The 21,338-nt window shown below is 28.7% G+C and carries 21 protein-coding genes, 1 tRNA gene and 1 other annotated feature; of the genes, 19 read left to right on the top strand and 3 right to left on the bottom strand.

The window, feature by feature from the left end; all coding sequences use genetic code 11:
• Positions 1-97: 97 nt before the first annotated feature.
• The 5 genes from ylqF to topA are packed head-to-tail and all read left to right on the top strand — an operon-like array spanning position 98 to position 5,044.
• Entirely contained in the window at positions 98-934 is an 837-nt protein-coding gene (gene ylqF / locus CJ192_RS04465) for a ribosome biogenesis GTPase YlqF (RefSeq protein WP_102197925.1), read from the top strand.
• On the top strand, positions 921-1,553 hold the full coding sequence (locus CJ192_RS04460) for a ribonuclease HII (RefSeq protein ID WP_102197924.1): 633 nt from the start codon (positions 921-923) through the stop codon (positions 1,551-1,553). The genes ylqF and CJ192_RS04460 overlap by 14 nt, the downstream gene beginning before the upstream one ends.
• Positions 1,550-1,906: a YraN family protein gene (locus CJ192_RS04455; RefSeq protein WP_102197923.1), complete on the top strand. Its 357-nt coding sequence runs from the start codon at positions 1,550-1,552 to the stop codon at positions 1,904-1,906. The genes CJ192_RS04460 and CJ192_RS04455 overlap by 4 nt, the downstream gene beginning before the upstream one ends.
• Entirely contained in the window at positions 1,907-2,986 is a 1,080-nt protein-coding gene (gene dprA / locus CJ192_RS04450; RefSeq protein ID WP_102197922.1) for a DNA-processing protein DprA, read from the top strand.
• The gene (topA, locus tag CJ192_RS04445; RefSeq protein WP_102197921.1) at positions 2,987-5,044 is read left to right on the top strand and encodes a type I DNA topoisomerase; all 2,058 of its coding nucleotides are present in this window, start codon (positions 2,987-2,989) and stop codon (positions 5,042-5,044) included. It begins immediately after the preceding gene.
• Between the two features lie 49 nt (positions 5,045-5,093).
• On the opposite strand, the gene mscL is transcribed toward topA, so the two are convergent.
• Positions 5,094-5,501, bottom strand: coding sequence for a large conductance mechanosensitive channel protein MscL (gene mscL / locus CJ192_RS04440; protein WP_004812101.1), 408 nt, complete (start codon positions 5,499-5,501; stop codon positions 5,094-5,096).
• Positions 5,502-5,626: 125 nt separating this feature from the next.
• On the opposite strand from mscL, the gene CJ192_RS04435 reads away from it, so the two are divergent.
• From CJ192_RS04435 to CJ192_RS04415, 5 genes are all read left to right on the top strand, one after another.
• Positions 5,627-6,211: an NUDIX hydrolase gene (locus tag CJ192_RS04435; RefSeq protein WP_102197920.1), complete on the top strand. Its 585-nt coding sequence runs from the start codon at positions 5,627-5,629 to the stop codon at positions 6,209-6,211.
• Between the two features lie 62 nt (positions 6,212-6,273).
• Complete coding sequence (locus tag CJ192_RS04430) at positions 6,274-7,107, top strand: aminoglycoside 6-adenylyltransferase (protein WP_004816227.1); 834 nt, start codon at positions 6,274-6,276, stop codon at positions 7,105-7,107.
• Between the two features lie 8 nt (positions 7,108-7,115).
• Positions 7,116-8,342 (top strand): D-alanyl-D-alanine carboxypeptidase family protein, encoded by a 1,227-nt coding sequence (locus CJ192_RS04425; protein WP_004812107.1) that lies wholly within the window; start codon positions 7,116-7,118, stop codon positions 8,340-8,342.
• A 61-nt stretch (positions 8,343-8,403) separates the two neighbouring features.
• A tRNA-Arg gene (locus tag CJ192_RS04420) sits at positions 8,404-8,480 on the top strand.
• A 76-nt stretch (positions 8,481-8,556) separates the two neighbouring features.
• Entirely contained in the window at positions 8,557-9,039 is a 483-nt protein-coding gene (locus tag CJ192_RS04415; protein WP_102197919.1) for a nucleoside deaminase, read from the top strand.
• An 18-nt stretch (positions 9,040-9,057) separates the two neighbouring features.
• On the opposite strand, the gene CJ192_RS04410 is transcribed toward CJ192_RS04415, so the two are convergent.
• The gene (locus CJ192_RS04410) at positions 9,058-9,456 is read right to left on the bottom strand and encodes a VOC family protein (protein WP_037376633.1); all 399 of its coding nucleotides are present in this window, start codon (positions 9,454-9,456) and stop codon (positions 9,058-9,060) included.
• Between the two features lie 89 nt (positions 9,457-9,545).
• Between CJ192_RS04410 and CJ192_RS04405 the strand changes: the two genes are divergently transcribed.
• From CJ192_RS04405 to CJ192_RS04370, 8 genes are all read left to right on the top strand, one after another.
• Positions 9,546-10,490 carry an NAD(P)-dependent oxidoreductase gene (locus tag CJ192_RS04405; protein WP_102197918.1) on the top strand — a complete coding sequence of 315 codons (945 nt, stop codon included), beginning with the start codon at positions 9,546-9,548 and terminating at the stop codon, positions 10,488-10,490.
• 1 nt (position 10,491) lies between these two features.
• Positions 10,492-11,106 (top strand): uridine kinase, encoded by a 615-nt coding sequence (udk, locus tag CJ192_RS04400; RefSeq protein WP_004816236.1) that lies wholly within the window; start codon positions 10,492-10,494, stop codon positions 11,104-11,106.
• A gap of 1 nt (position 11,107) precedes the next feature.
• Complete coding sequence (gene glgB / locus CJ192_RS04395) at positions 11,108-12,913, top strand: 1,4-alpha-glucan branching protein GlgB (protein ID WP_102197917.1); 1,806 nt, start codon at positions 11,108-11,110, stop codon at positions 12,911-12,913.
• A complete protein-coding gene (locus CJ192_RS04390) occupies positions 12,906-13,376 on the top strand; it encodes an acyl carrier protein (RefSeq protein WP_102197916.1) in 471 nt (156 codons plus the stop codon). The genes glgB and CJ192_RS04390 overlap by 8 nt, the downstream gene beginning before the upstream one ends.
• Positions 13,377-13,379: 3 nt before the next feature.
• A complete protein-coding gene (locus CJ192_RS04385; protein ID WP_004816250.1) occupies positions 13,380-14,501 on the top strand; it encodes an FAD:protein FMN transferase in 1,122 nt (373 codons plus the stop codon).
• An 89-nt stretch (positions 14,502-14,590) separates the two neighbouring features.
• Complete coding sequence (locus tag CJ192_RS04380) at positions 14,591-16,069, top strand: DUF1846 domain-containing protein (RefSeq protein ID WP_102197915.1); 1,479 nt, start codon at positions 14,591-14,593, stop codon at positions 16,067-16,069.
• Positions 16,070-16,212: 143 nt separating this feature from the next.
• On the top strand, positions 16,213-16,989 hold the full coding sequence (locus CJ192_RS04375) for an enoyl-CoA hydratase-related protein (RefSeq protein WP_102197914.1): 777 nt from the start codon (positions 16,213-16,215) through the stop codon (positions 16,987-16,989).
• A gap of 52 nt (positions 16,990-17,041) precedes the next feature.
• Entirely contained in the window at positions 17,042-17,641 is a 600-nt protein-coding gene (locus CJ192_RS04370) for a hypothetical protein (RefSeq protein WP_102197913.1), read from the top strand.
• Positions 17,642-17,663: 22 nt separating this feature from the next.
• Here CJ192_RS04370 and CJ192_RS04365 read toward each other — a convergent pair whose 3' ends face one another.
• Complete coding sequence (locus CJ192_RS04365; RefSeq protein WP_244897281.1) at positions 17,664-19,778, bottom strand: metallophosphoesterase family protein; 2,115 nt, start codon at positions 19,776-19,778, stop codon at positions 17,664-17,666.
• Positions 19,779-19,962: 184 nt separating this feature from the next.
• Positions 19,963-20,185 (top strand) — a binding site (T-box leader).
• A 45-nt stretch (positions 20,186-20,230) separates the two neighbouring features.
• On the opposite strand from CJ192_RS04365, the gene CJ192_RS04360 reads away from it, so the two are divergent.
• Positions 20,231-21,328 carry an ABC transporter substrate-binding protein gene (locus CJ192_RS04360; RefSeq protein ID WP_102197911.1) on the top strand — a complete coding sequence of 366 codons (1,098 nt, stop codon included), beginning with the start codon at positions 20,231-20,233 and terminating at the stop codon, positions 21,326-21,328.
• Positions 21,329-21,338: the final 10 nt, after the last annotated feature.

Genomic DNA, 21,338 nt, shown 5'->3' with positions numbered 1-21,338 from the left:
ATAAAAGTAAATTTTAAGAAAAAATTTTATATTATGTATAATTAGCTTAAAATGGTAAAATATAATAGATTAATTGATAATTAGATAAGGAGGATATATGAATATAAATTGGTATCCTGGTCATATGAAAAAGACCAAAGAAGAAATAATAAATTCCCTAAAACTTGTTGATATAGTTTTGGAAGTAATAGATGCGAGAATCCCAGAATCATCTAGAAATCCTTTGATTTCAGAAATAACTGAAAAAAAAGATAGGATTATAATAATGAATAAAACTGATCTATCAGATCCTATTGAAAATGAAAAATGGATAAAAAAATTTGCAGATAGCGGAATTAAAGCTATAAAGATGAATTCTAAGGAAAAAATTAATACAAGGCAAATTTATAATATAGCCAAGGAAATTTTAAAAGAAAAATTCATAAAAAATGAAGAAAAAAATATAGAAAATGAAAATATTAGGATGATGGTGGTTGGAGTTCCAAATTCTGGAAAATCTACCTTTATAAATAATATTGCTAAAAGAAAGGGAGCAAAAGTTGGAAATAGGCCTGGGGTTACCCAACAAAAACAATGGATAAAAACCAAAGAAAAAATTTTACTTTTGGACACTCCTGGTGTTTTGTGGCCAAAACTTGAAGGAGATTCAGGTCTTCACCTATCTTTTACAAATGCAATTAAGGATGAGATTTTAAATGTTGAAGAATTGTGCTTAAAATTTTTGGAATTTATGAAAGAGTCTTATCCAGAAAATCTAAAAGAAAGATATAAGATTAATCCTACTAGCACAGCTATAGAAATTTATGATCAAATCGGTCTTAGAAGAGGGGCAATTATTAGAAAGGGCGAGGTAGACTATACAAGGTGTGCAAATTTAATTTTTAATGATTTTAGAAGTGGAAAACTTGGAAGGATAACAATTGAAAAAGCCTAGATATTCTGAATTTAATGATGAAATTAAAAACGAAATACATGAAAAATATGATTTGATTGCAGGAATTGACGAAGTTGGAAGGGGACCCTTGGCAGGTCCTGTTGTAGCCTGTGCAGTAATTATGAAAAAAGATTCTTATATAGAAGGAGTCACTGATTCTAAAAAATTATCCAAAAAAAAGATGAAAGAACTATATGGAAAAATCATTGATGATTCGATTTCTTATTCTTTTGGATATGCAAATAATATCCTTATAGATAAAATCAACATAAAAGAGGCTACAAAACTTGCCATGAAAGATGCCCTAGAAGGGCTAGAAAAGACCCCTCAAATTGTTTTGATTGATGCTGAAAGAATTGATACTGGTATCAAGCAATTAAATATTGTAAAAGGTGACTTGTACGAATATGCCATCTCCTGTGCATCAATTCTTGCCAAGGTTAGAAGGGATAAGATTATGGAAAATTTTTCAAAAATTTATCCCTATTATTCTTTTGAGACCAATGCAGGCTATGGGACAAAAAAACACTACCAAGGTATAGAAAAATATGGAGAGTGTCCAATTCATAGAAAAACTTTTCTAAGAAAATTTTACCAAAGGCAGCTATCTTTTATATGAAAAGCAAAAAAAGATCAATAGGAGATTTTGGGGAAGATATAGCCACAAAGTATTTGGAGAAAAAAGGATACCAAATATTAGAAAGAAATTTCCTAAAATCTTTTGGTGAAATTGATATTATAGCGATTAAAGATGATATTTTGACCTTTGTTGAAGTTAAAACCAGAAAAAATGATAAGTTTAAACCTGCAAGTTTGGATGTTGATTATTTTAAACAAGAAAGAATCAAAAAAACAGCCCAAGCTTATTTAATTGAAAAAAATCTGGGGGAATTTTTGATCTCCTTTGATGTTTGCGAAGTATATCTTGAAGAAAAGATGATTCATTACATAAAAAATGCATTTGGTGATTAGATGAAAAAGAAAGAATTACTCTTATATTTTAATTTTATAAATTTATCCAACAAGATAGTACTAGATTTTTGTGAAAATCTTGATATGGATAATTTTTTTGACCTTGATAGGAAAATTTTTGATAAGTTGACTAAGAAAAATAAAGAAAAGATTTTTTCTAAGAAAAATTTAGAAAATTTTAAAACATATAAGGAAAAAGTTATCAAGGGAAATTACAAAATTTGTACTATCTATGATGAAAATTATCCCATAAATTTATCCTTTATAGATGATAGGCCTGCTCTTTTTTATTATAAGGGAAAAATTGAAAAAGAGGACAAAAACGCCATAGCCTTTATTGGGGCAAGAAAGTGTACTGATTACGGAAAATGGGCATGTAAAAAAATTGTTGAAGGATTTAAGGATACAAATATAAGGACAGTTTCAGGCCTTGCCTATGGAATTGATGCAATTAGTCATAAGGTAAGCCTTGAAAATAATATAAAAACTATTGGGGTAATTGGATCAGGTCTTGATATAATTTATCCCAAGGCAAATAAGTATTTGTATGAAAAAATTGAGGAAAAGGGCTTAATTATTTCAGAATTTCCCCTAGAAACTCCACCAAATTCTTACAATTTTCCAAGAAGAAATAGAATAATATCAGGACTAAGTAAGGGAGTTTGTGTAATAGAGGCAAAGGAGAAATCTGGAACAATGATTACAACAAATTTTGCCCTTGATCAAGGCAGGGAAGTTTTTTGTCTACCTGGAAATATAAATTCAATTTATTCAAAAGGCTGTAATAAATTAATTCAGGAAGGATCAAAGCTTGTAATGGATGCATCAGATATAATTGATGAAATTGAAGATTTTAAAAATATAAATAAGGAAAAAAGAAAAATTAATCTAGATGGACTTGATAAAGATACGGCAAATGTAGTAAAGTATATAATCGACAAGCCATCATCAAGCGCAGATGAAATTTCTCAAAATCTTTCTATGGCAATTGAAGATGTAAATTATATTTTGATATTTTTGGAATTAAATGATTACATAGAAAATATGGGAAATAATGAGTATGTATGTAAAGGGGATTAAATGGCAAAAAATTTAGTTATAGTAGAGTCTCCAACCAAGGCTAAGTCAATCACTAAGATGCTAGGTTCTAATTATAAGGTAAGGGCAACTTATGGCCATCTTAGGGATTTGCCAAAGTCAAAGCTTGGAGTAGATATAGAAGATAATTTTGAACCCAAATATATAAAGGTTCGTGGAAAGGCAAAGACGATTAATGCCTTAAAAAAAGAAGCACAAAGCGTAGATAAAGTTTATCTTGCAACAGACCCTGATAGGGAAGGTGAAGCTATAAGTTGGCATTTGCAATATCTTTTGGGACTTGATGAAAATGAATTAAACAGGGTAGAATTTCACGAGATTACCAAAAATAATGTAAAAAATGCTATCAAAAATCCAAGAAAAATAGACCAAAATTTGGTAGATAGCCAACAAGCAAGAAGAATAATGGATAGGATAGTAGGTTATGAAATTTCTCCAATTTTATGGAAAAGAGTAAAATCTGGTTTATCTGCAGGTAGGGTTCAATCAGTTGCCCTAAAATTAATAGTAGATAAGCAAAAAGAAATAGATGCTTTTGTTCCTGAAGAATATTGGACAATTACTGCAAAACATAAAGAAAGTAAAATTGAATTTGAATCTGAATTTTATGGATCAAAATCAAAAAAAATGAAAATATCCAATGAAGATGGGGCAGAAAAAATCCTAAATAGGATTGATAAGGATAAATTTGAAGTTGTTGATATTCAAAAAACAAAAAAGAAAAGAAAACCACAAAAGCCATACACAACTTCAACCCTCCAACAAGATGCTTCAAATAAATTAGGATTTTCAACCAAATATACCATGTCTCTTGCCCAACAATTATTTGAAGGAATTGATTTAGGTCAAAAGGGAAGAGTCGGACTAATTACTTATATGAGAACAGATGCAACAAGACTTTCAAATGAAATTATTGGAGAAAGTTTATCCTATATTAAGGAAAAATTTGGTCAAAAATATGCATCAAAAGGAAATTCTTATTCAAAAAAAGCAAAAACAAGTCAAGATGCCCATGAGGCAATTAGGCCAACATCAATTTATAATGACCCTATAAGTGTAAAAGAATATTTAACTGATCAACAATATAAACTTTATAAATTAATTTGGACCAGGGTTGTAGCAAGTCAGATGGCAGACTATGAATACTTGTCAACATCTATCTCTTTTGATACAAATGGGGTAATATTTAAAACAAATGGAAAAATAACCTTGTTTGATGGGTTTATGAAAGTTTCAAATGCAAAAGAAAATGAAAATATCCTACCAGATTTAAAAAAAGGAGATATTATAAAGGCTATTGATATCAAAAAAGACCAACATTTTACTAAGCCACCTGCAAATTATACAGAGGCAAGTTTGGTAAAAACTTTGGAAGAATATGGGATAGGAAGGCCATCAACCTATTCATCAACAATAGCCTCAATTATTTCTAGAAATTATGTAGAATTTGAACAAAGGAAAATTCTTCCAACAAAACTTGGAATGAGGGTAAACGACTTTTTGCAAGAAAGTTTTGACGATATAATAAATGTAAAATTTACAGCAAAAATGGAAGATGAGCTAGATAAAATTGCCCAAGATGAAGTTTACTGGAAGGATGTATTGAAATCTTTTTATGAGGGATTTGAAAAAGATATTAAAAAAGTTTCAAAAGATACGACAGATTATAAGGTAAAGGATAAAATTTTGGATGAAAAATGTCCAAAATGTGGTCACCCTCTTGCAGAAAAACATGGAAGAAATGGAAAATTTATAGGCTGTACGAATTTCCCAGAATGTGATTTTACAAAATCAATAATAAAAACAACAGGGGTAAAATGTCCAGAGTGTAATGATGGGGAAATCATAGAAAAAGTTTCAAAAAGAGGCAAAAGATTTTACGGTTGTTCAAACTTCCCAAAATGCGATTATGCAACATGGGACCCGCCAACAGGAGAAAAATGCCCAGAATGTGGAGACCTTTTAGTCCACAAAAAAAATAGGTCAACTGATGAAATAAAATGTAATTCATGTGATTATGTTAAAGAAAAAAGAAGATAAAATTTCTATAGAAAAAAGCAGGTTCTATGCCTGCTTTATTTTTTTAAAATTATTTAATTTCTTCAGAAAATCCTTCAAGCTTTGATGTACAATGAGGGCATCTTGTCGCTTCTATGTCAATTTCACTTTTACAGTGAGGACAAATTTTTGTTGTTTCCTCTTCAACTTCTTCCTTTTTAGTCTTATTTAAGGTTTTTACAATTATAAATAGGAATAAAGAAATAATTAAAAATGTAATAATTGCATTAATCACATTACCTATTTGTAATTTTGCCCCAAAAAAATTAAGAACAATATCTTCATAATCAACTCCAGCTGTAAGTCCTGAAATAATTGGCATCAAAATTCCATCTACAACAGCTTTAACTATTGCAGTAAAAGCAGATCCCATAATAAGACCTATAGCTAAGTCTACAACATTTCCTTTTGAAATAAATTCTTTAAATTCTTTCCACATAATAACTCCTTTTTTTTATTCTTTTTTATTATACTAATTATTTCAAAAATATCCATGATAGAAAATATTTTTAAAATAGTATAATGATTATAAAGATTATATATAAAAATATATTAGGAGTTCTTATGAAAAATTTACAAGTTGACGATGAATTTTATAAAAATTTATCCAAGTATGCAGTTTTTATTCCTATTATAAATATTGATGGCAAAGACCATATTTTATTTGAAGTAAGAAGTGATATTGTTTCACAAAAAGGAGAGGTTTCTTTTCCAGGTGGTGGTGTAAATGAAGGGGAAAGCTTTGAAATGGCTGCAATAAGAGAATGCAGGGAAGAGCTAAATTTAGATGAAAAAGATATTTCTTTGAAGGGATATTCTTCTATGATTTTATCTTCTTCTGATAGAATTATTAAGGCATACTTTGGTAGGATAAATAAAAAATTTGAACATATTTCTTATAATGTTGAAGTTTCCTCTATCTTTACAGTTTCTATTGATTACTTGAAAAATAATCCTCCAGAAAAATATAGGGCGAAAATGATAATGGACTTACCAGATGATTTTCCTTTTGAAAAAATTCCTAATGGTAGGGATTATAATTTTTGGCAAAGATATCACACCTTTTATTTTTATGATACCAAACCTGTAATTTGGGGAATGACTGCAAAGCTTTTGAATGATTTTATAAAATATAATGCCTTAAAATGATTTCTTATTTGTGGTAAAATTAAAGTATGAGATTATTTTATAAATAAGAGAAAGATGTGGTTATGAAAAATTATATTATAGAAAAATTTAATGATTATTCTAAATCTAATGATAAGGTTAAGGCAATTTATTTTGTAAAAGAAGAAAATAACAATGAACATTTTGCAAATATTTATGCTGTTTATAGTGATATTATCATATCAAAAATAAAGGAAGATTTAGAAAATATTTTTAATGATTATGCTCTTATAAATAAGAGGAAAGATTATTTTAAGCATGATAAAAAGAATCAACAATTTACCAAGTTTGAAATTTACACCAATGATTCTACAAAGATTGGGCTGACAATAATTTCTCTTGACTTAGCAGGAGATTTTATCAAGCTTTGCCCTGGAAATATTGAATTTATTAGCGATCAAATAAATTTAAAAGAAGAAGTTACAGACAATAAGGAAGTTTATAAACTTCCTAGGGGATTTGAATTTGATGAGGCTAGTAAAAATTTCTACTCCTTGGCCTTGGATGTATCTTTTTATTTGATGTCAAGAGATATGATAAGTGCTGGTTTTAAAATGCAAGCTATGAGAGATGAGCTTTTTAAACTTTTAAATTGGTACATAATTGATAAGTTTAATAAGGCTAAGGATGCTGGAGAATTTGGAGAAAATTTAATCCACACCTTAGAAGCTGATATTAAAGAAGATGTCCTTATGACTTTTGGAGCAAAAGATATAGGAGATATTTATAATTCTATTTTTAAGGCTTGCCAATTGTATAGGAGAATTGGCATGGAATTAGCTAATAAATTCGACTTTACTTATCCAAAAAGAGATGATGTTTATACATTAAAACTTTTGAGAAAAAATTATAAAAAGATGGAATCTTTGGAAGTCTAGGAGGATAAATGAAAAGAAAATATAAAATATCTGCTCTTATCTTGGCAATATTATTTTTGTTTTCTCCCTTAAATGTTTTTGCAGATGAATCAATAGCAAAAGAGGGAGATAATGTAGTAGGAGCCGATAAAGATGTAAGGGCCTATTTGATAGGAAACCAGGAAAGTGGGGATATTTTTTATCAAAAAAATGCTGATAAGACTTATCCAATAGCTTCTATGAGTAAGCTAATGACTTTTTTATTAACACGTGAAGCCATTGATAGTGGAAAAATTTCCTATGATACGAAAGTAAAGGGAACAAAAGAAGCAGAAGACTTAACAGGGCCTGAATATTCTTCTTTGGGAATAAAAGAAGGGGAAGAATATACTATAAAAGAATTAATAACAGGTTTAATTGTTGTAAGTGGAAATGATTGTGCAAATTTATTGGCCAGTAAAATTTCTGGAAGTGAAGATAACTTTGCAAAAGAAATGAATAAAAAGGCCCAAGAATTAAATTTAAAAAGCCAAAAATACTATAATGCTTCTGGAGTAAATACAGAAGATGATACCCAAAACTCATCATCTGCCAAAGACTTGTTCGAATTAACAAGAATTATTTTGAAAAAATACCCTGATATTTTAGAATATTCAAATATGGATGGGATTGATGATAATAAAAAAGATATACACAAAAAATCTACCATTCCTTTAAAAGGTGATATAAAGGGGGTAGATGGACTTAAAACTGGTACAACAGAAGAGGCAGGATCTTGTCTTATAACAACAATAGATATGGGAAAATTTGATCCTAAAAATGACTATAGGGCAATTTCTATAGTAATGGGCGCAAAAGACCATCCAACAAGAGATGCTGCCATGACAGATTTAATTTATTATGTTTCAAGATATTTTAACTATAAAAAATTGGCTGATAAACAAACACCAAGCGATTTTGTAAAGGTAAATTCTGTAAAGGAAGGATATGTAGAATTATATCCTGACCAAGATGTAGGATTTATCATAAAAAATAAGTCAATGCCAAATGTAAAAACAGATATTAAAAAAGATATAAAAGCTCCAATCAAAAAAGGAGAAAAACTTGGAAAAGTTTATATTTCTTACGAAGATAAATCTTACCAAGTAAATTTAATAAGCAAAAAAGATCAGACAAAGGCATCTAATTTTACAAGAATAAAAAGAACCATATCAGATGCTTGTAACTTTTTGGTTGAATGCATAATAGCAAGATAAAAAATGAAAGAATAGAAAAAAATTTACATTTTCTATTCTTTCTGCTATAATAAATTGGTAGGTCCTGGTAGCTCAGCTGGATAGAGCACCGCCCTCCTAAGGCGGGTGTCGGAGGTTCGAATCCTCTTCGGGACGCCAGAAAAAATTAAGATCATTGCAAAAAAATATAGCAATGGTCTTTTTTATTGTAAAAATATATTTTGAGAGGAAATTTATGGATGATTATTTTTATATGAAAGAAGCAATAAATGAAGCTAAACTTGCAAGACTTGAAGATGAAGTTCCAATAGGTTGTGTAATTGTAAAAAATGGAAAAATAATTGCCAGAAGCCACAATTATACTTACAAGGGAAAATCTGCCTTAAAACATGCAGAAATACTTGCCATAGATAAGGCTAGTAAATATGTTGGAGACTTTAGGCTTGAAGATTGCACAATGTATGTAACGATGGAGCCTTGCTCTATGTGTGCTGGGGCAATAATCAATTCTAGAATTGATAGGCTGGTAATTGCCCTTGCAGATGTTAAAAGAGGAGCTTGTGGATCAAATACAAATATAACAGGAGATAGGAGCCAACTTCATTTTCTAGATGCAGAATTCGGTTTAATGAAAGATCAAAGTTTAGAAATTTTACAAAGTTTTTTTAAAAAATTAAGAGATAAAAGAAAAAAAGAAAAAAAAGATTCTTGCAGTTAAATATGCAAGAATCTTTTTTTAATTTGTAGCAATAATATGCCAAACTACATTATATTTATCAATCAAGGTAGTAAATAATTTCTTATTAATTTTTTGAGGTTGCATCAAGACCTTAGATTCTTTTTGTAACTTGGAATAAGCCTTGTACAAATTTTCACTATTTGTTTCGATAACAACTCGTCCATTATTTCCACTTACCCAATGTTTATCATCAGTAGTGTCAAATAAATATACATTATTTCCATATATTTCAAGTTTTGAATTATAAATCCTATCTCTAACTTCTAGAGGAAAATTATATTGTTCAAAATCTGAATATCTAATTAATTTCTTGGGAGGCTCTATGTCAAAAATATCGCAATAATATTCAATAGCTTCCAAGCATTTTCCGTTTTTAAATGATAAGCCAACTGCCATAATAAATTCCTTTCTTTATTTAAATTTAACATAAAGGTATAATAATATCAAGATGAAAAATTATTAAAAAGATAAAGTTGGAGGTTTTGATGAAAATTTCTTTAATAGATCCATTAATGGTTGATAATGAAATTATAGAAAAACATAAGAAAAAAATTGAGGGTTTAGGCCACGAATTTCAATATTTTAAGCAAAGTGCAAAAGATGATGATGAAATAATTGAAAGATTAAAAGATAGTCAAGTTGCAATTATTACAAATAATAAATTTTCAAAAAAAGTAATAGATAATACAAATTTGAAATTAATTGATGTAGCTTTTACAGGATTTAATCATGTGGATATGGCTGCTTGTGAGGAAAATGATATTATAGTTGAAAATGCAAGTGGATATTCTGATGATTCTGTAGCTGAGCTTGTAATTGGTCTTACGATTGCTGTTATGAGAAAATTTGACCAAAATAATAAGAATATTTTCCAAGATGAATCTTTCAATCTTCTAGGTCAAATCATTAAGGGAAAAACTGTAGGAATTATTGGAACTGGAAAAATTGGTACAAGAGTTGTTGAGATTTTTAAGGCTTTTGGTGCAAATATTTTGGCATTTAACAGAAGTGAAAAAGATAAGGTTAAAAATCTTGGAGCAAAATATGTAAGCCTTGAAGAGCTTTTGAAAAATTCTGATATTGTTTCAATTCATCTTCCTCAAAATGATGAAACTATAGGTTTTATTGGAAAAGATCAACTTGATTTAATGAAGGATAAGGCAATTTTAATAAATTGTGCAAGAGGTCCAATTGTTGATAATACTTATTTAGCAAAATTATTAAATGAGGATAAGTTAAGGGCAGGAATTGATGTTTTTGATATGGAGCCGCCACTAGATAAGGATTATCCATTAAGAAATGCAAAAAATGTCCTTCTTACCAATCACGTAGGATTTTTTACTGAAGAGGCTATGAAGATAAGATGTGAAATTGTTTTTGATAATTTATATAAGTTTCTTGATGGTAAAATTGTAAATAGAGTGAATTAAAATGGATACTAAAATTATAGCTATAGCTGGCGGATCTGCTAGTGGAAAATCTTCAATTGTTGAATATATTAAAAACTATTTTTCTAAAGATTTGTATGTCATTGGCCATGATAATTATTATAAGGCCCATGATGATTTATCTTTTGAAGATAGGGAAAAATTAAATTATGATAAGCCTTCATCTTTTGATAATGATATCTTTATTAAGGATTTGTTGGATTTAAAGGCTGGCAAGGATATAGATATGCCAACTTATGATTATAAAATCCACACTAGAAGTAAAAAAACAATCCATGTTAGTCCCAAAAAAATTATTTTAATTGAGGGTATTTTGGTCTTATATGATAAAAGAGTTAGGGATATTTTGGATACTTGTGTTTTTATTGATGCTGATAGCGATGTTAGGCTTCAAAGAAGAATTTTAAGAGATACCAAGGAAAGGTCAAGAAGTTTGGAATCAGTCTTGACCCAATATATAAAACAAGTTAAGCCTATGCATGAAAAATATGTAGAACCAACCAAAAAATATGCTGATATTATTATTCCTAGAGGGGCAAAAAATACCAGAGGAATTGAAATTTTAATTAAGCATATTGAAGATTTGATTGAGGAATAAAATGGATGTTAAATTACTAGAAGTAGATTATAAAAAAATCGAAGACTACTTAAGTGGAAACTCAAAAATAGGCCATGAAATTTTTGGGGCTATAAAAAAAGATGACGGCTATATTTTTAGGATATACGCTCCTGATGCTGATATGGTTTATATCAAGGGAGACTTTTCAAATTGGAAAGAAATTTCCATGTTTAAAAATCATAAATACGGATATTTTTATAAGTTTATGAGGGCAAAAGAGGGAAATTATTATAAGTATGTAATTGAAAATAAGGGCTACAAATTTGAAAAATTTGATCCTTATGGAAATTATTTTGACGAATCTCCAGAATTTGCTACAAAAATTATTGATACTTCATTTGAATTTTCTGATAAAAATTGGCTTAAAAAAAGAGAAAAAAATTTGGACAAGCCCCTAAATATTTATGAAATCCATATTGGATCTTGGCTTAGGTATAATTCTATGCCAAATTTTTTGGACATAGTTGATAAATTAATTTCTTATGTAAAAGATATGGGCTATACCCACATAGAAATAATGCCAATTACAGAACATCCATATTATCCATCATGGGGTTATCAAGTTTCTGGATTTTTTGCTCCTTCATCAAGATATGGTTCAATGAAAGATTTACAAAAATTTGTAGACCTTTGCCACCAAAATGACATAGGGGTAATTTTTGATTTTGTAGTCGTACATTTTGCAGAAGATTTTTATGCCTTAAAAAATTTTGATGGGCAAAGTTTATATGAATCTGATTATAAAGATTTGCAATATTCTGAGTGGGGAAGTTTGAACTTTGATTACTCCAAAGGCCATGTTAGAAGTTTTATGAAATCTGCTATTAATTTTTGGATTGAAAAATGCCACTTTGATGGGATAAGAATTGATGCAGTTTCAAATATGATTTATTATGATGGCAATAAGGATAGGGGAGTAAACCACCATAATATTAAATTTTTAAAAGATTTAAATAAAGGCCTTTCAAAAGATTATCCAAGTTTTATGAAAATTGCTGAAGATTCTTCATCATATGAATTTGTTACAGAAAATACTGGAAAAGAAAATCTAGGTTTTGATTATAAATGGGACATGGGATGGATGAATGATACTTGCAAATATTTTGAAGTAGATTCTATGAACAGGCACATGTATCAGGGGAAAATTAATTTTTCTATGTTTTATTTTTATAATGAGAATTTTCTTTTACCTTTAAGTCATGATGAGGTCGTTCACTTAAAAAAAGCTATGATTAATAAGATGAATGGTTTTTATGAAGACAGGTTCAAACAATTAAAACTTTTAAATACCTACCAAATGACCCACCCTGGAAAAAAATTAAATTTTATGGGAAATGAATTTGCAACTTTTGATGAATGGAATGAAAATGTATCTTTAAATTGGGACATTTTAAAATTTCCTATCCATTCAGCCTTCAAAAATTATGTAAAAGATTTAAATCATCTTTATAAGGATAATCCTAGTTTTTATAAGTATGATTATAAGAAAGAAGGTTTTTTGTGGAAAGTTGTAGATGATAATGAAAATTCGGTCTTTGCTTATGAGAGACTTGCCAATGAGAAAAGATTTTTGGTAGTATTAAATATGACAAATACTTATAAAAAATCCTACCCAATTTCCTATGATGAAAATTTAATTTTTGTTGAAAAAATTAATAATATGTGGGAAAAGTATGGTGGTCATAAGTATAAGAGAGAAAATATAAAAATTAGTAAGGGGGAAAATCTTAAATTAGAGCTTTGGGAATATGAGGCTGTGGTTTTTGAGATAATAGAAAATGAGTAGAAACAAAGAAGCTATCAACCTTTCTTGGTTGGTAGAAAAATGGACAATTTGGGATAATTTATATTTAAAAAATATTTGGTTAAATCTTGATACCCTAGATTTAGTTAGGATAAATGATGACATGGATAACAATGATGATATAGAAGAATCTTATATTGATATTGAAAATAATATGGATGAATTTGTTTGTATGCCAGGTCGTGAGGCTGTAAATAAAAAACTTGCTAGAGAAGTTTTTATGGATTATTTAGATAGCCAAGATAGGGATAGACTTTTTGAAAATTATAACCAATATTCAGCAGACGAAGAATTTTTAGATTTGATTTATGAACTAGGCCTTGAGGATAAGCTTCAAGAATTTAGGGAGAAAGTTGCAGGATCAATTTTATTAAATTGGGCCCAAGAAGAAAATATAAAAGTTTCAAAGGATATGGAAGTTATAGATTTATATAATAGGGATTAAGTTTTGAATAAAAAAATAAAATTAACAATAGTAGGGCTAGGCTTGTGTTTAGCTCTATCATCATGTAATAAAAAAGTTGAAAAAGTAAAACCAGAAGCAAAGAGTAAGGTAGAAAGTAGTATTAGCACAGAAAATTCAAATCAAGATGTGAAAAAATATGAAACTACAATCTATGATTATTTTGATACAATAACTACCTTTTCTGCCTATTGCAAAAATGAAGAAGAATTTAATAAATACAAAGATTTGGTAGAAAAAAGAATGGCAGAATACCACAAGCTTTTTAATAATTATGATAAATTTGATGGGGTAAATAATGTAACAACCCTAAATGAGAATGCAGGAAAAGAAAAGGTAAAGCTAGATAAAAAAATTATTGATTTATTAAATGAAGGAAAAAAATGGTACAAGGAAACTGATGGAGATATAAATATATGCTATGGTAGGGTTTTAAAAATTTGGCTTGACCATAGGGAGGCTGCCTTGGAAGATGAAAAAAATGCAAAGCTTCCAAGTGAGGAAGAATTAAAAGAAGCTGGCGATCATAAAAATATAGATGCCCTAGAAATTGATGAAAAAAATCAAACAGCCTATATTAATGACAAGGAAGTTCAAGTTGATATTGGTGGAATTGGAAAAGGATATGCAACAGAGCTTATCAAAGATGAATTGATAGAAAAGGGATTAAAATCAGGAATTTTATCAGTAGGTGGGGATGTCGCAATAATTGGAGAAAATCCTACAAGAAAAGATGGGAATTTTAAAATTGCTGTTCAAGACCCATCACTTTCAGAAGAACACCCATATTCTTCCATAGTTGCAATAAAAAATACTTCCCTTGTAACAAGTGGGGATTACCAAAGATATTTTGAAATTGATGGTAAAAGATACCACCACATAATTGATCCTTCTACAAACTATCCATCAACAAATTTTAAATCTGTATCAGTAATGACAGATGATATAGCAAAAGCCGATGCCCTTTCAACAGCTCTTTTTATAAAGAATTTGGAAGAAGGAAAAAAATTGGCAAAAAAATATAAGGTAGAGGCATATTGGATTGACCAAGATGGCAATACATTTAAAACAGAAAATTGGGATAAATACGAAATAGAAGAAAATTAGGTGCAAATTACGCACCTATTTTTTTATAAAAAAATATTCAAATTTTTTTTCATCTAGTATATAATATTATCTATGATTAGGAGGTAAGCATGGTAGAGAAAGCTTTTAATAATGATAAATATATAAAAATCCAATCTGAAAAGATTGAAGAGAGGATAAGAGAATTTGATAAGTTATACCTAGAATTTGGTGGAAAATTATTTGATGATGCTCATGCATCAAGGGTTTTGCCAGGATTTTTGCCTGATTCTAAGTTACAAATGTTAAAAAAATTAAAGGATATTACAGAAATAGTAATAGTAATTAATGCAAATGATATTGAATCAAATAAAATAAGGTCAGACCTTGATATCGGTTATGATAGCGAAGTTTTAAGGTTAAAAACTTCATTTGAAGACTTGGGATTTTTCGTAAATTCAATTGTAATAACCCAATTTGATAACCAACCTTCAGCAATAAAGTATGGAAAATATCTTGATAGTTTAAATATAAAAAATTATAAGACCTATGATATTGAAGGATATCCAAATAATATTCCAAACATTTTAAGCAAAAATGGTTTTGGAAAAAATGATTATATAGAAACTCAAAGAGACTTAGTTGTAATTACTGGCCCTGGTCCAGGAAGTGGAAAGCTTGCAACTTGTCTTTCACAAATGTATCTAGAAAATGAAAGGGGAATAAATGCAGGATATGCAAAATTTGAAACTTTTCCAGTATGGAATCTTCCTTTAAAACATCCTGTAAATATTGCCTATGAGGCTGCAACAGCAGATTTAAATGATGTAAATATGATAGATCCTTACCATCTCGAGGCTTACGGAAAAACAACCGTAAATTACAACAGAGACGTTGAGGCTTTTCCGATTTTAAAACAAATGTTTGAAAAAATCTCTGGATCTTGCCCTTACAAATCTCCAACAGATATGGGTGTAAATATGGTTGGATTTTGCATTGATGATGAAGAAGAAACAATAAGAGCTTGTAAAAATGAAATTGTAAGAAGATATTACAATGCCCTAGTTGATTTCAAACTTGCAAAAACTGACTATAAGGCTGTAGAAAAAATTGAGCTTTTGATGAGTAGCTTAAATCTTGAAGCAAGTGATAGAAAAGTTTCTATAGTAGCAAGAGAAAAACAAAAGGAAAAAAATGCAGAAATTTTTGCAATAGAGCTTTCTGATGGTAAAATTGTTACTGGAAAAAAATCAAAATTAATGTCATCACCAGCAGCTTGTATTTTAAATGCCTTAAAAGAAATTTCTGGAATAAATGACGATATACCACTAATATCTCCACATATATTAGAGCCGGTTTTAAAATTAAAAGAAGAAATTTTAAAAGAAAGAGATGAGTCCCTTTCAGTAAATGATGTGCTAATTGCCCTATCAATTTCAGCAACAACAAACCCAGTTACCCATCATGCCCTTAAAAATTTGAATAAATTAAATGGACTTGATGCCCATTCAACAATAATTCTTGATGAAAGTGACAAAAAAACATTATTAAAAATGCACTTCAATTTTACCCAAGATCCAATACTTGACCAAGCTTATTTAAATATTTAGAAAATTCCCTTCGGGGAATTTTTTTAATAAAAATTTTTAAAAAGCTCATAATTCTATTTACTATATTTGCTTGACAAAAATTAATCAATGTTATAGTATAAATTTATAGAAAGCGTTTTAAAAAATATCTTAAAGGAGAAAATATGAATAACGTAAAAGTAGATGTGAAAAATGAAATTGCTTATGTAACTATTGATAGACCAAAGGCTTTAAATGCTTTAAATTCAGAAACATTAAAAGAATTGAATGAAACTTTTTCAGATATTAGGGAAAGAAAAGATGTTAAAGTTTTAATCTTAACTGGTGGTGGAGAAAAATCTTTTGTAGCAGGTGCTGATATTTCTGAAATGGTAAATGCTACACCACAAGAAGGAAGAGCAATGAGCATGCTTGCATATGAAACATTTAATATGCTTGAAGAGATGCCACAAGTTACAATTGCAGCTGTAAATGGATTTGCCCTTGGTGGTGGATGTGAAATTTCTATGTCTTGTGATATAAGAGTTGCATCAAAAAATGCTTTGTTTGGTCAACCAGAAGTAGGTCTTGGAATAATTCCAGGATTTGGTGGAACACAAAGACTTCCTAGACTTGTAGGAAAGGGAATTGCAAAAGAATTAATTTTCACAACAGATTCTATAAAAGCTGATGAGGCTTACAGAATAGGTCTTGTAAATCATGTTGTAGAAAAAGAAGAGTTGATGGATTATTGTACAAAAATGGCAGAAAAAATTATGTCAAAAGCATCTTATGCAGTAACTCTTGCAAAGCAAGTAATTAATTTAGGTCTTGAATCAGATCTTCATACCGGAATTCAATTAGAAGCAAATACTTTTGCATCAACTTTTGAAACCCATGATAAAAAAGAAGGAATGACAGCATTCTTAGAAAAAAGAAAAGCAGATTTATCTGATTTTTAATTAAAAGATCTTAGAGCCCGGTTTAACTGGGCTTTTTTTAAAAGGAGAATTTATGAAAAATAAATTAATATACTTACTTCTTTTATCCTTAATTTTTACAGGATGTTCTAAAAAATCTACTAGAATAATAGAAACAAGTGATAATTTGGAAAATTCTAATATTTCTTCAAATGTTACAGATAATAACATATCTAATAAAGTATCAGATGATCCATCATTTATTATTGAAAATATAGAAGAAAATAAATTATCAGAAGAAGATTATGAACAAGACAGTAAAGTGGATGATAAAAATCTATTAACATCTTATGGATCTTACGGCGCAAGCTTAGTTGATAAGTCGAGAGAAGGTTGGGAAAGAGGATATGTTGATTATGTAAAATTTGAAAACGGATATTTAATATTTTCCGGAATTTTAAATTATAATGAAGAAATGACAGGATCTTTTGGAGATTCAACTTTTGATGAAGGGGTTTATAAATTTAAGCTTGATCCTAATGTAAAAATTATGGCAAAAAGTGGACTAGCTAAACCTGAGATGATGAATGAAGAGGAATTTATAAATTATTTGGAAAAATGTAGGAGAAGTGGGCTAGGATTTGTAGTTAATGTAGATAATTCTATGGCTTATGAAGTTATTATATCAAGCTAAAAGGACATTTTTAAATGTCCTTTTATTCATCCTCATATTCTACATAAGAAAAATAATGGTCTCTTTCATTTAAGTCTTCATTTTCGTAAGTTTCTATTACTTCATTGTTTATTGATTTTACTAAATCTACAATATATGACCTTAAATTTGCCCTTCCTAACATTTTTTTACCTATATTTTGCTTGATATTTGTAACTTTTCTATAAGAAATTACATATTTAGCTAAGTCTACTCCATTGACTCTTCTTTTTTTCAAAATAAATTTAGATATAAAAGTTATTAGGTCGTACAAATTGTTTGATTTTCTTTTTAAGTATCTAATTAGACTTCTAAAAAATAAGCCCTTTATTGAAATTAGCTTATCAAAAAATTTATCTTTGGACCCATCAATTTCAAATCTTATATTCATAGTTAAAAATTCAAAAATTTCATTAATTTCATCTTGGCAGTAATCTATAACTTCCTCAGTTATTGAGTAATCTGGATTGTTTAATTTTGCTAAAAATTCAACTACATAAGATGGGGTAATTTTTTCATCTAGGGCCTTATATTGGTAAATATAATTTGAAAAGTCGTATAGGTTATGTTTATCAGTTGAAATAGGCATTGATAGGGATTTTTTTACAAGCTTATCATAATAATAAATCATATTATCAGTGGTCATTATTTTATCTTCAAATTGCATTATCAAAATTTCTATGCATGCTTCTAAATTTCCTGCCTTAATTAAGGCGTGAGACTTGTAAGAATCTACCTTTATAAAAATTTCCCCGTCAGCATCTATAAGATTTACATTTCCAAATTTTTCTATATAGATAGGAAATTTAAAAGAAAATTCTTTTAAAATTTCCTTTACATACCCCTTGTTTGAAAGATCTAAATTAAGGTTTGTATTTAGCCTTTCTATAAGAAATTTCTTAATATCCATTTGGGAAATTATAGGATTTTTGGCCATAGAATGGACATAATTAAATAAAACATCCTTTAAGGATAATTGATTTTTTAAGGCATAGGCTATAGAATTATCAATTTTTATATTTTCTCCATTTAAATTTTCATACTCAAATTTTTTTATTAATTGGGTTTTCATATCTATAGAAAATCCAGAAAAATCTTTCAAGTCATCATATATATTGATATGCCTAATTGGAAGAGGATAGGTTACAGTTGATCCTGTTTGTATATTAAATATTTCATTTTCTAAAACTGATTTATATTTTGCAGTTCCATTTTCATGCAAGTGGCCTGTAAATAAAAATTTAACCCCACAATCTGCCAAAACTTCTATAGGAAGTTTGTTGTTTATCCTAGGATCTTTATCTTTAAACTTTTCATTCCAATTTTTAATTATAAAAGGTCCAAGAACCAGTCTTTGGTCCCTAAAATTTGGGATAAAAGCATGGTGGGAGATTACAAAAACCATATCAGCTCTTTTTTTAGCTTGGTCAATTTTTTCAATAGCCCATTTTAAAATATTTTTATCACAAGCTCCAACTACATTATTTTTACCATCCTTGTGATTTTGTTCATAGTCACAAGAATAAATTGATGTATCTATAAAAATCAAAGTTAGAGAGTTTTTCTCATCTAAATTCGGATTTATTCTTGCTAGATAAGATCCGTATCCTTGGGCATAATAAGAATTTTCAAATTCTCTTTCATATTTTTTATTTATTTCGCCTAGGTAGGTCTTATAAATTTGACTATCCTTATAATATTCTAAAACAGAGTCCTTATATAAAAAGTCATAAATTTCAAAAAATTCTTTTGGTTTTATATATTGGGTATTTTTTAAATTTTTATAATCAAAAGCACTCTTATTATTTATATCGTGATTTCCTGGAATTAAAAATATTTTTCTAGACTTATCTTCATAAGTCCATTCTTTTAAAATTTTTGAAACTTCAAGGTGGGATTTTTTTTCTCCATCTTTTGTTAAATCTCCAGGAATTATTATATATTTACTTTCATTTTCACTTGCAAGTTTTAAGGCGGATCTTAAAAGTCCTTCTCCTTCAACCAAAAATTTTCTATCATATTTGATTGCCATATTAAATTCTTTGTTATCAGCCATCAAATCTCTTGCTAATATATGGGTATCAGATAAAATACTAAGTTTTATATTTTTATTTTCCATAATATTCCTCTTTTCGTCTTATTTTAAATATACCCTATTAAAAATAAATAAGAAAATTTCTTGAAATTTAAATAAAAAAAGATTATGGTATTAAAAAGATTGAAAAAAATTTGCAAAAAAATTTAAAAAAATCAAAATAAACTTGACTGATTTAGTATGAATTGTATAATTAATTTTGTAATAAAAAAAGACATGGAAAAGAAGAGTAGGTTTATCATACTTTACAGAGAGGTTATTTAGCTGAGATTAACCAAGTTAAAATAAATTGAAATGCATCTTTGAGTTCTACACCGATATTAGGCTGTAGCGGCATCCACCGTTACCAGGATAAGGGTTAATAGACCCTGAGAGATTTTTGTTATTATAATAAAAATAAAAAGGTGGAATCACGGTAGCTCGTCCTTTGTTGGACGGGCTTTTTCTATTGTTTTTTAAAAATATTTGGAGGAATTATGAAAGTTAAATCAAAAATTTTAGGTGTTTTGTTGATTGGATCTCTTGTTTTTACAGGTTGCAAGAGCCAATTAAATAATGGTGAAAGTGATCCAAGTGAAAGTATGTCAAATGTAAGTGAAAGTAAAAATATTAAGACTGAAGATGTACAAAAAATTGCAAAAGAAAATGCAAAAAAAGATATAAAAGAAGAACCAAGATATAAGGATAAAATAAAATTAGGATATTCAGGAGATCTTTGTTTAGGTGGACCAAATATTGCAAATTTAAATGGATATTTTAAAGACCGTGACATTGAAGTTGAATTTGTAAATACAAAAAATCCTAAGGATGCTTTAGGAAGTGGAAAACTTGATGGTCTAGTTGGAGAATTTGCAGGAATGGTTGTTCCAGCAACAAAGGGACTAGATATAGTATTTTCATCAGCATCTCATACTGGATGTAAATCTCTTTATGTTTTAAATGATAGTGAAATTACAAAAACAAAAGAACTTGAAGGAAAAAATCTTGCTATAACAAATGGAATTGGAAATTCAAACCACAACACAGCTTTAAGATTTTTTAACCATGATGATGTAAATCCGGACAAGGTTACTTATAAGCAAGTTGACAATGCAGCAGTTATTCAAGCTATGAAAGATGGCGAAATTGATTCTGCAGTTTTGGATGACCAATTTGCCAAACAATTTGTAGATAAGGGAGAAATTAGAGCAATAAGATCTATGACTCATGATGATGACTTTGGAAAAGAAGTTTGCTGCGTACTTGCCTTCAATGGAAAATTTGCTAAAGAAAATCCACTAATAGCTGACAAGGTTGCAACTGCAATTCAAGAGGCTAATGATTATATGCAAAATAATCCAAAAGAGGCTACACAAAAATTATTTGATAATAATCTAGCTAGTGGGGATTTTGATGCAGGACTTGAACTTGTAGAATCATATGATTATTCTGTAAAAAATGATCTTGCAGAAGATACTTTAAAATCTATCTTTACAGATTATAAAGAAATTGGATTAATAAAAGATCAAAGAAGTGTTGACCAACTAATGAAATCATACTGGTTACCTATGGGTAGTTTTTATGATGAAAAATAAAAAATAATTT

Source organism: Anaerococcus hydrogenalis (assembly GCF_002871895.1).
Taxonomy (GTDB): Bacteria; Bacillota; Clostridia; order Tissierellales; family Peptoniphilaceae; genus Anaerococcus; species Anaerococcus hydrogenalis.
This window is presented reverse-complemented; position numbering and strand designations above follow the sequence as displayed.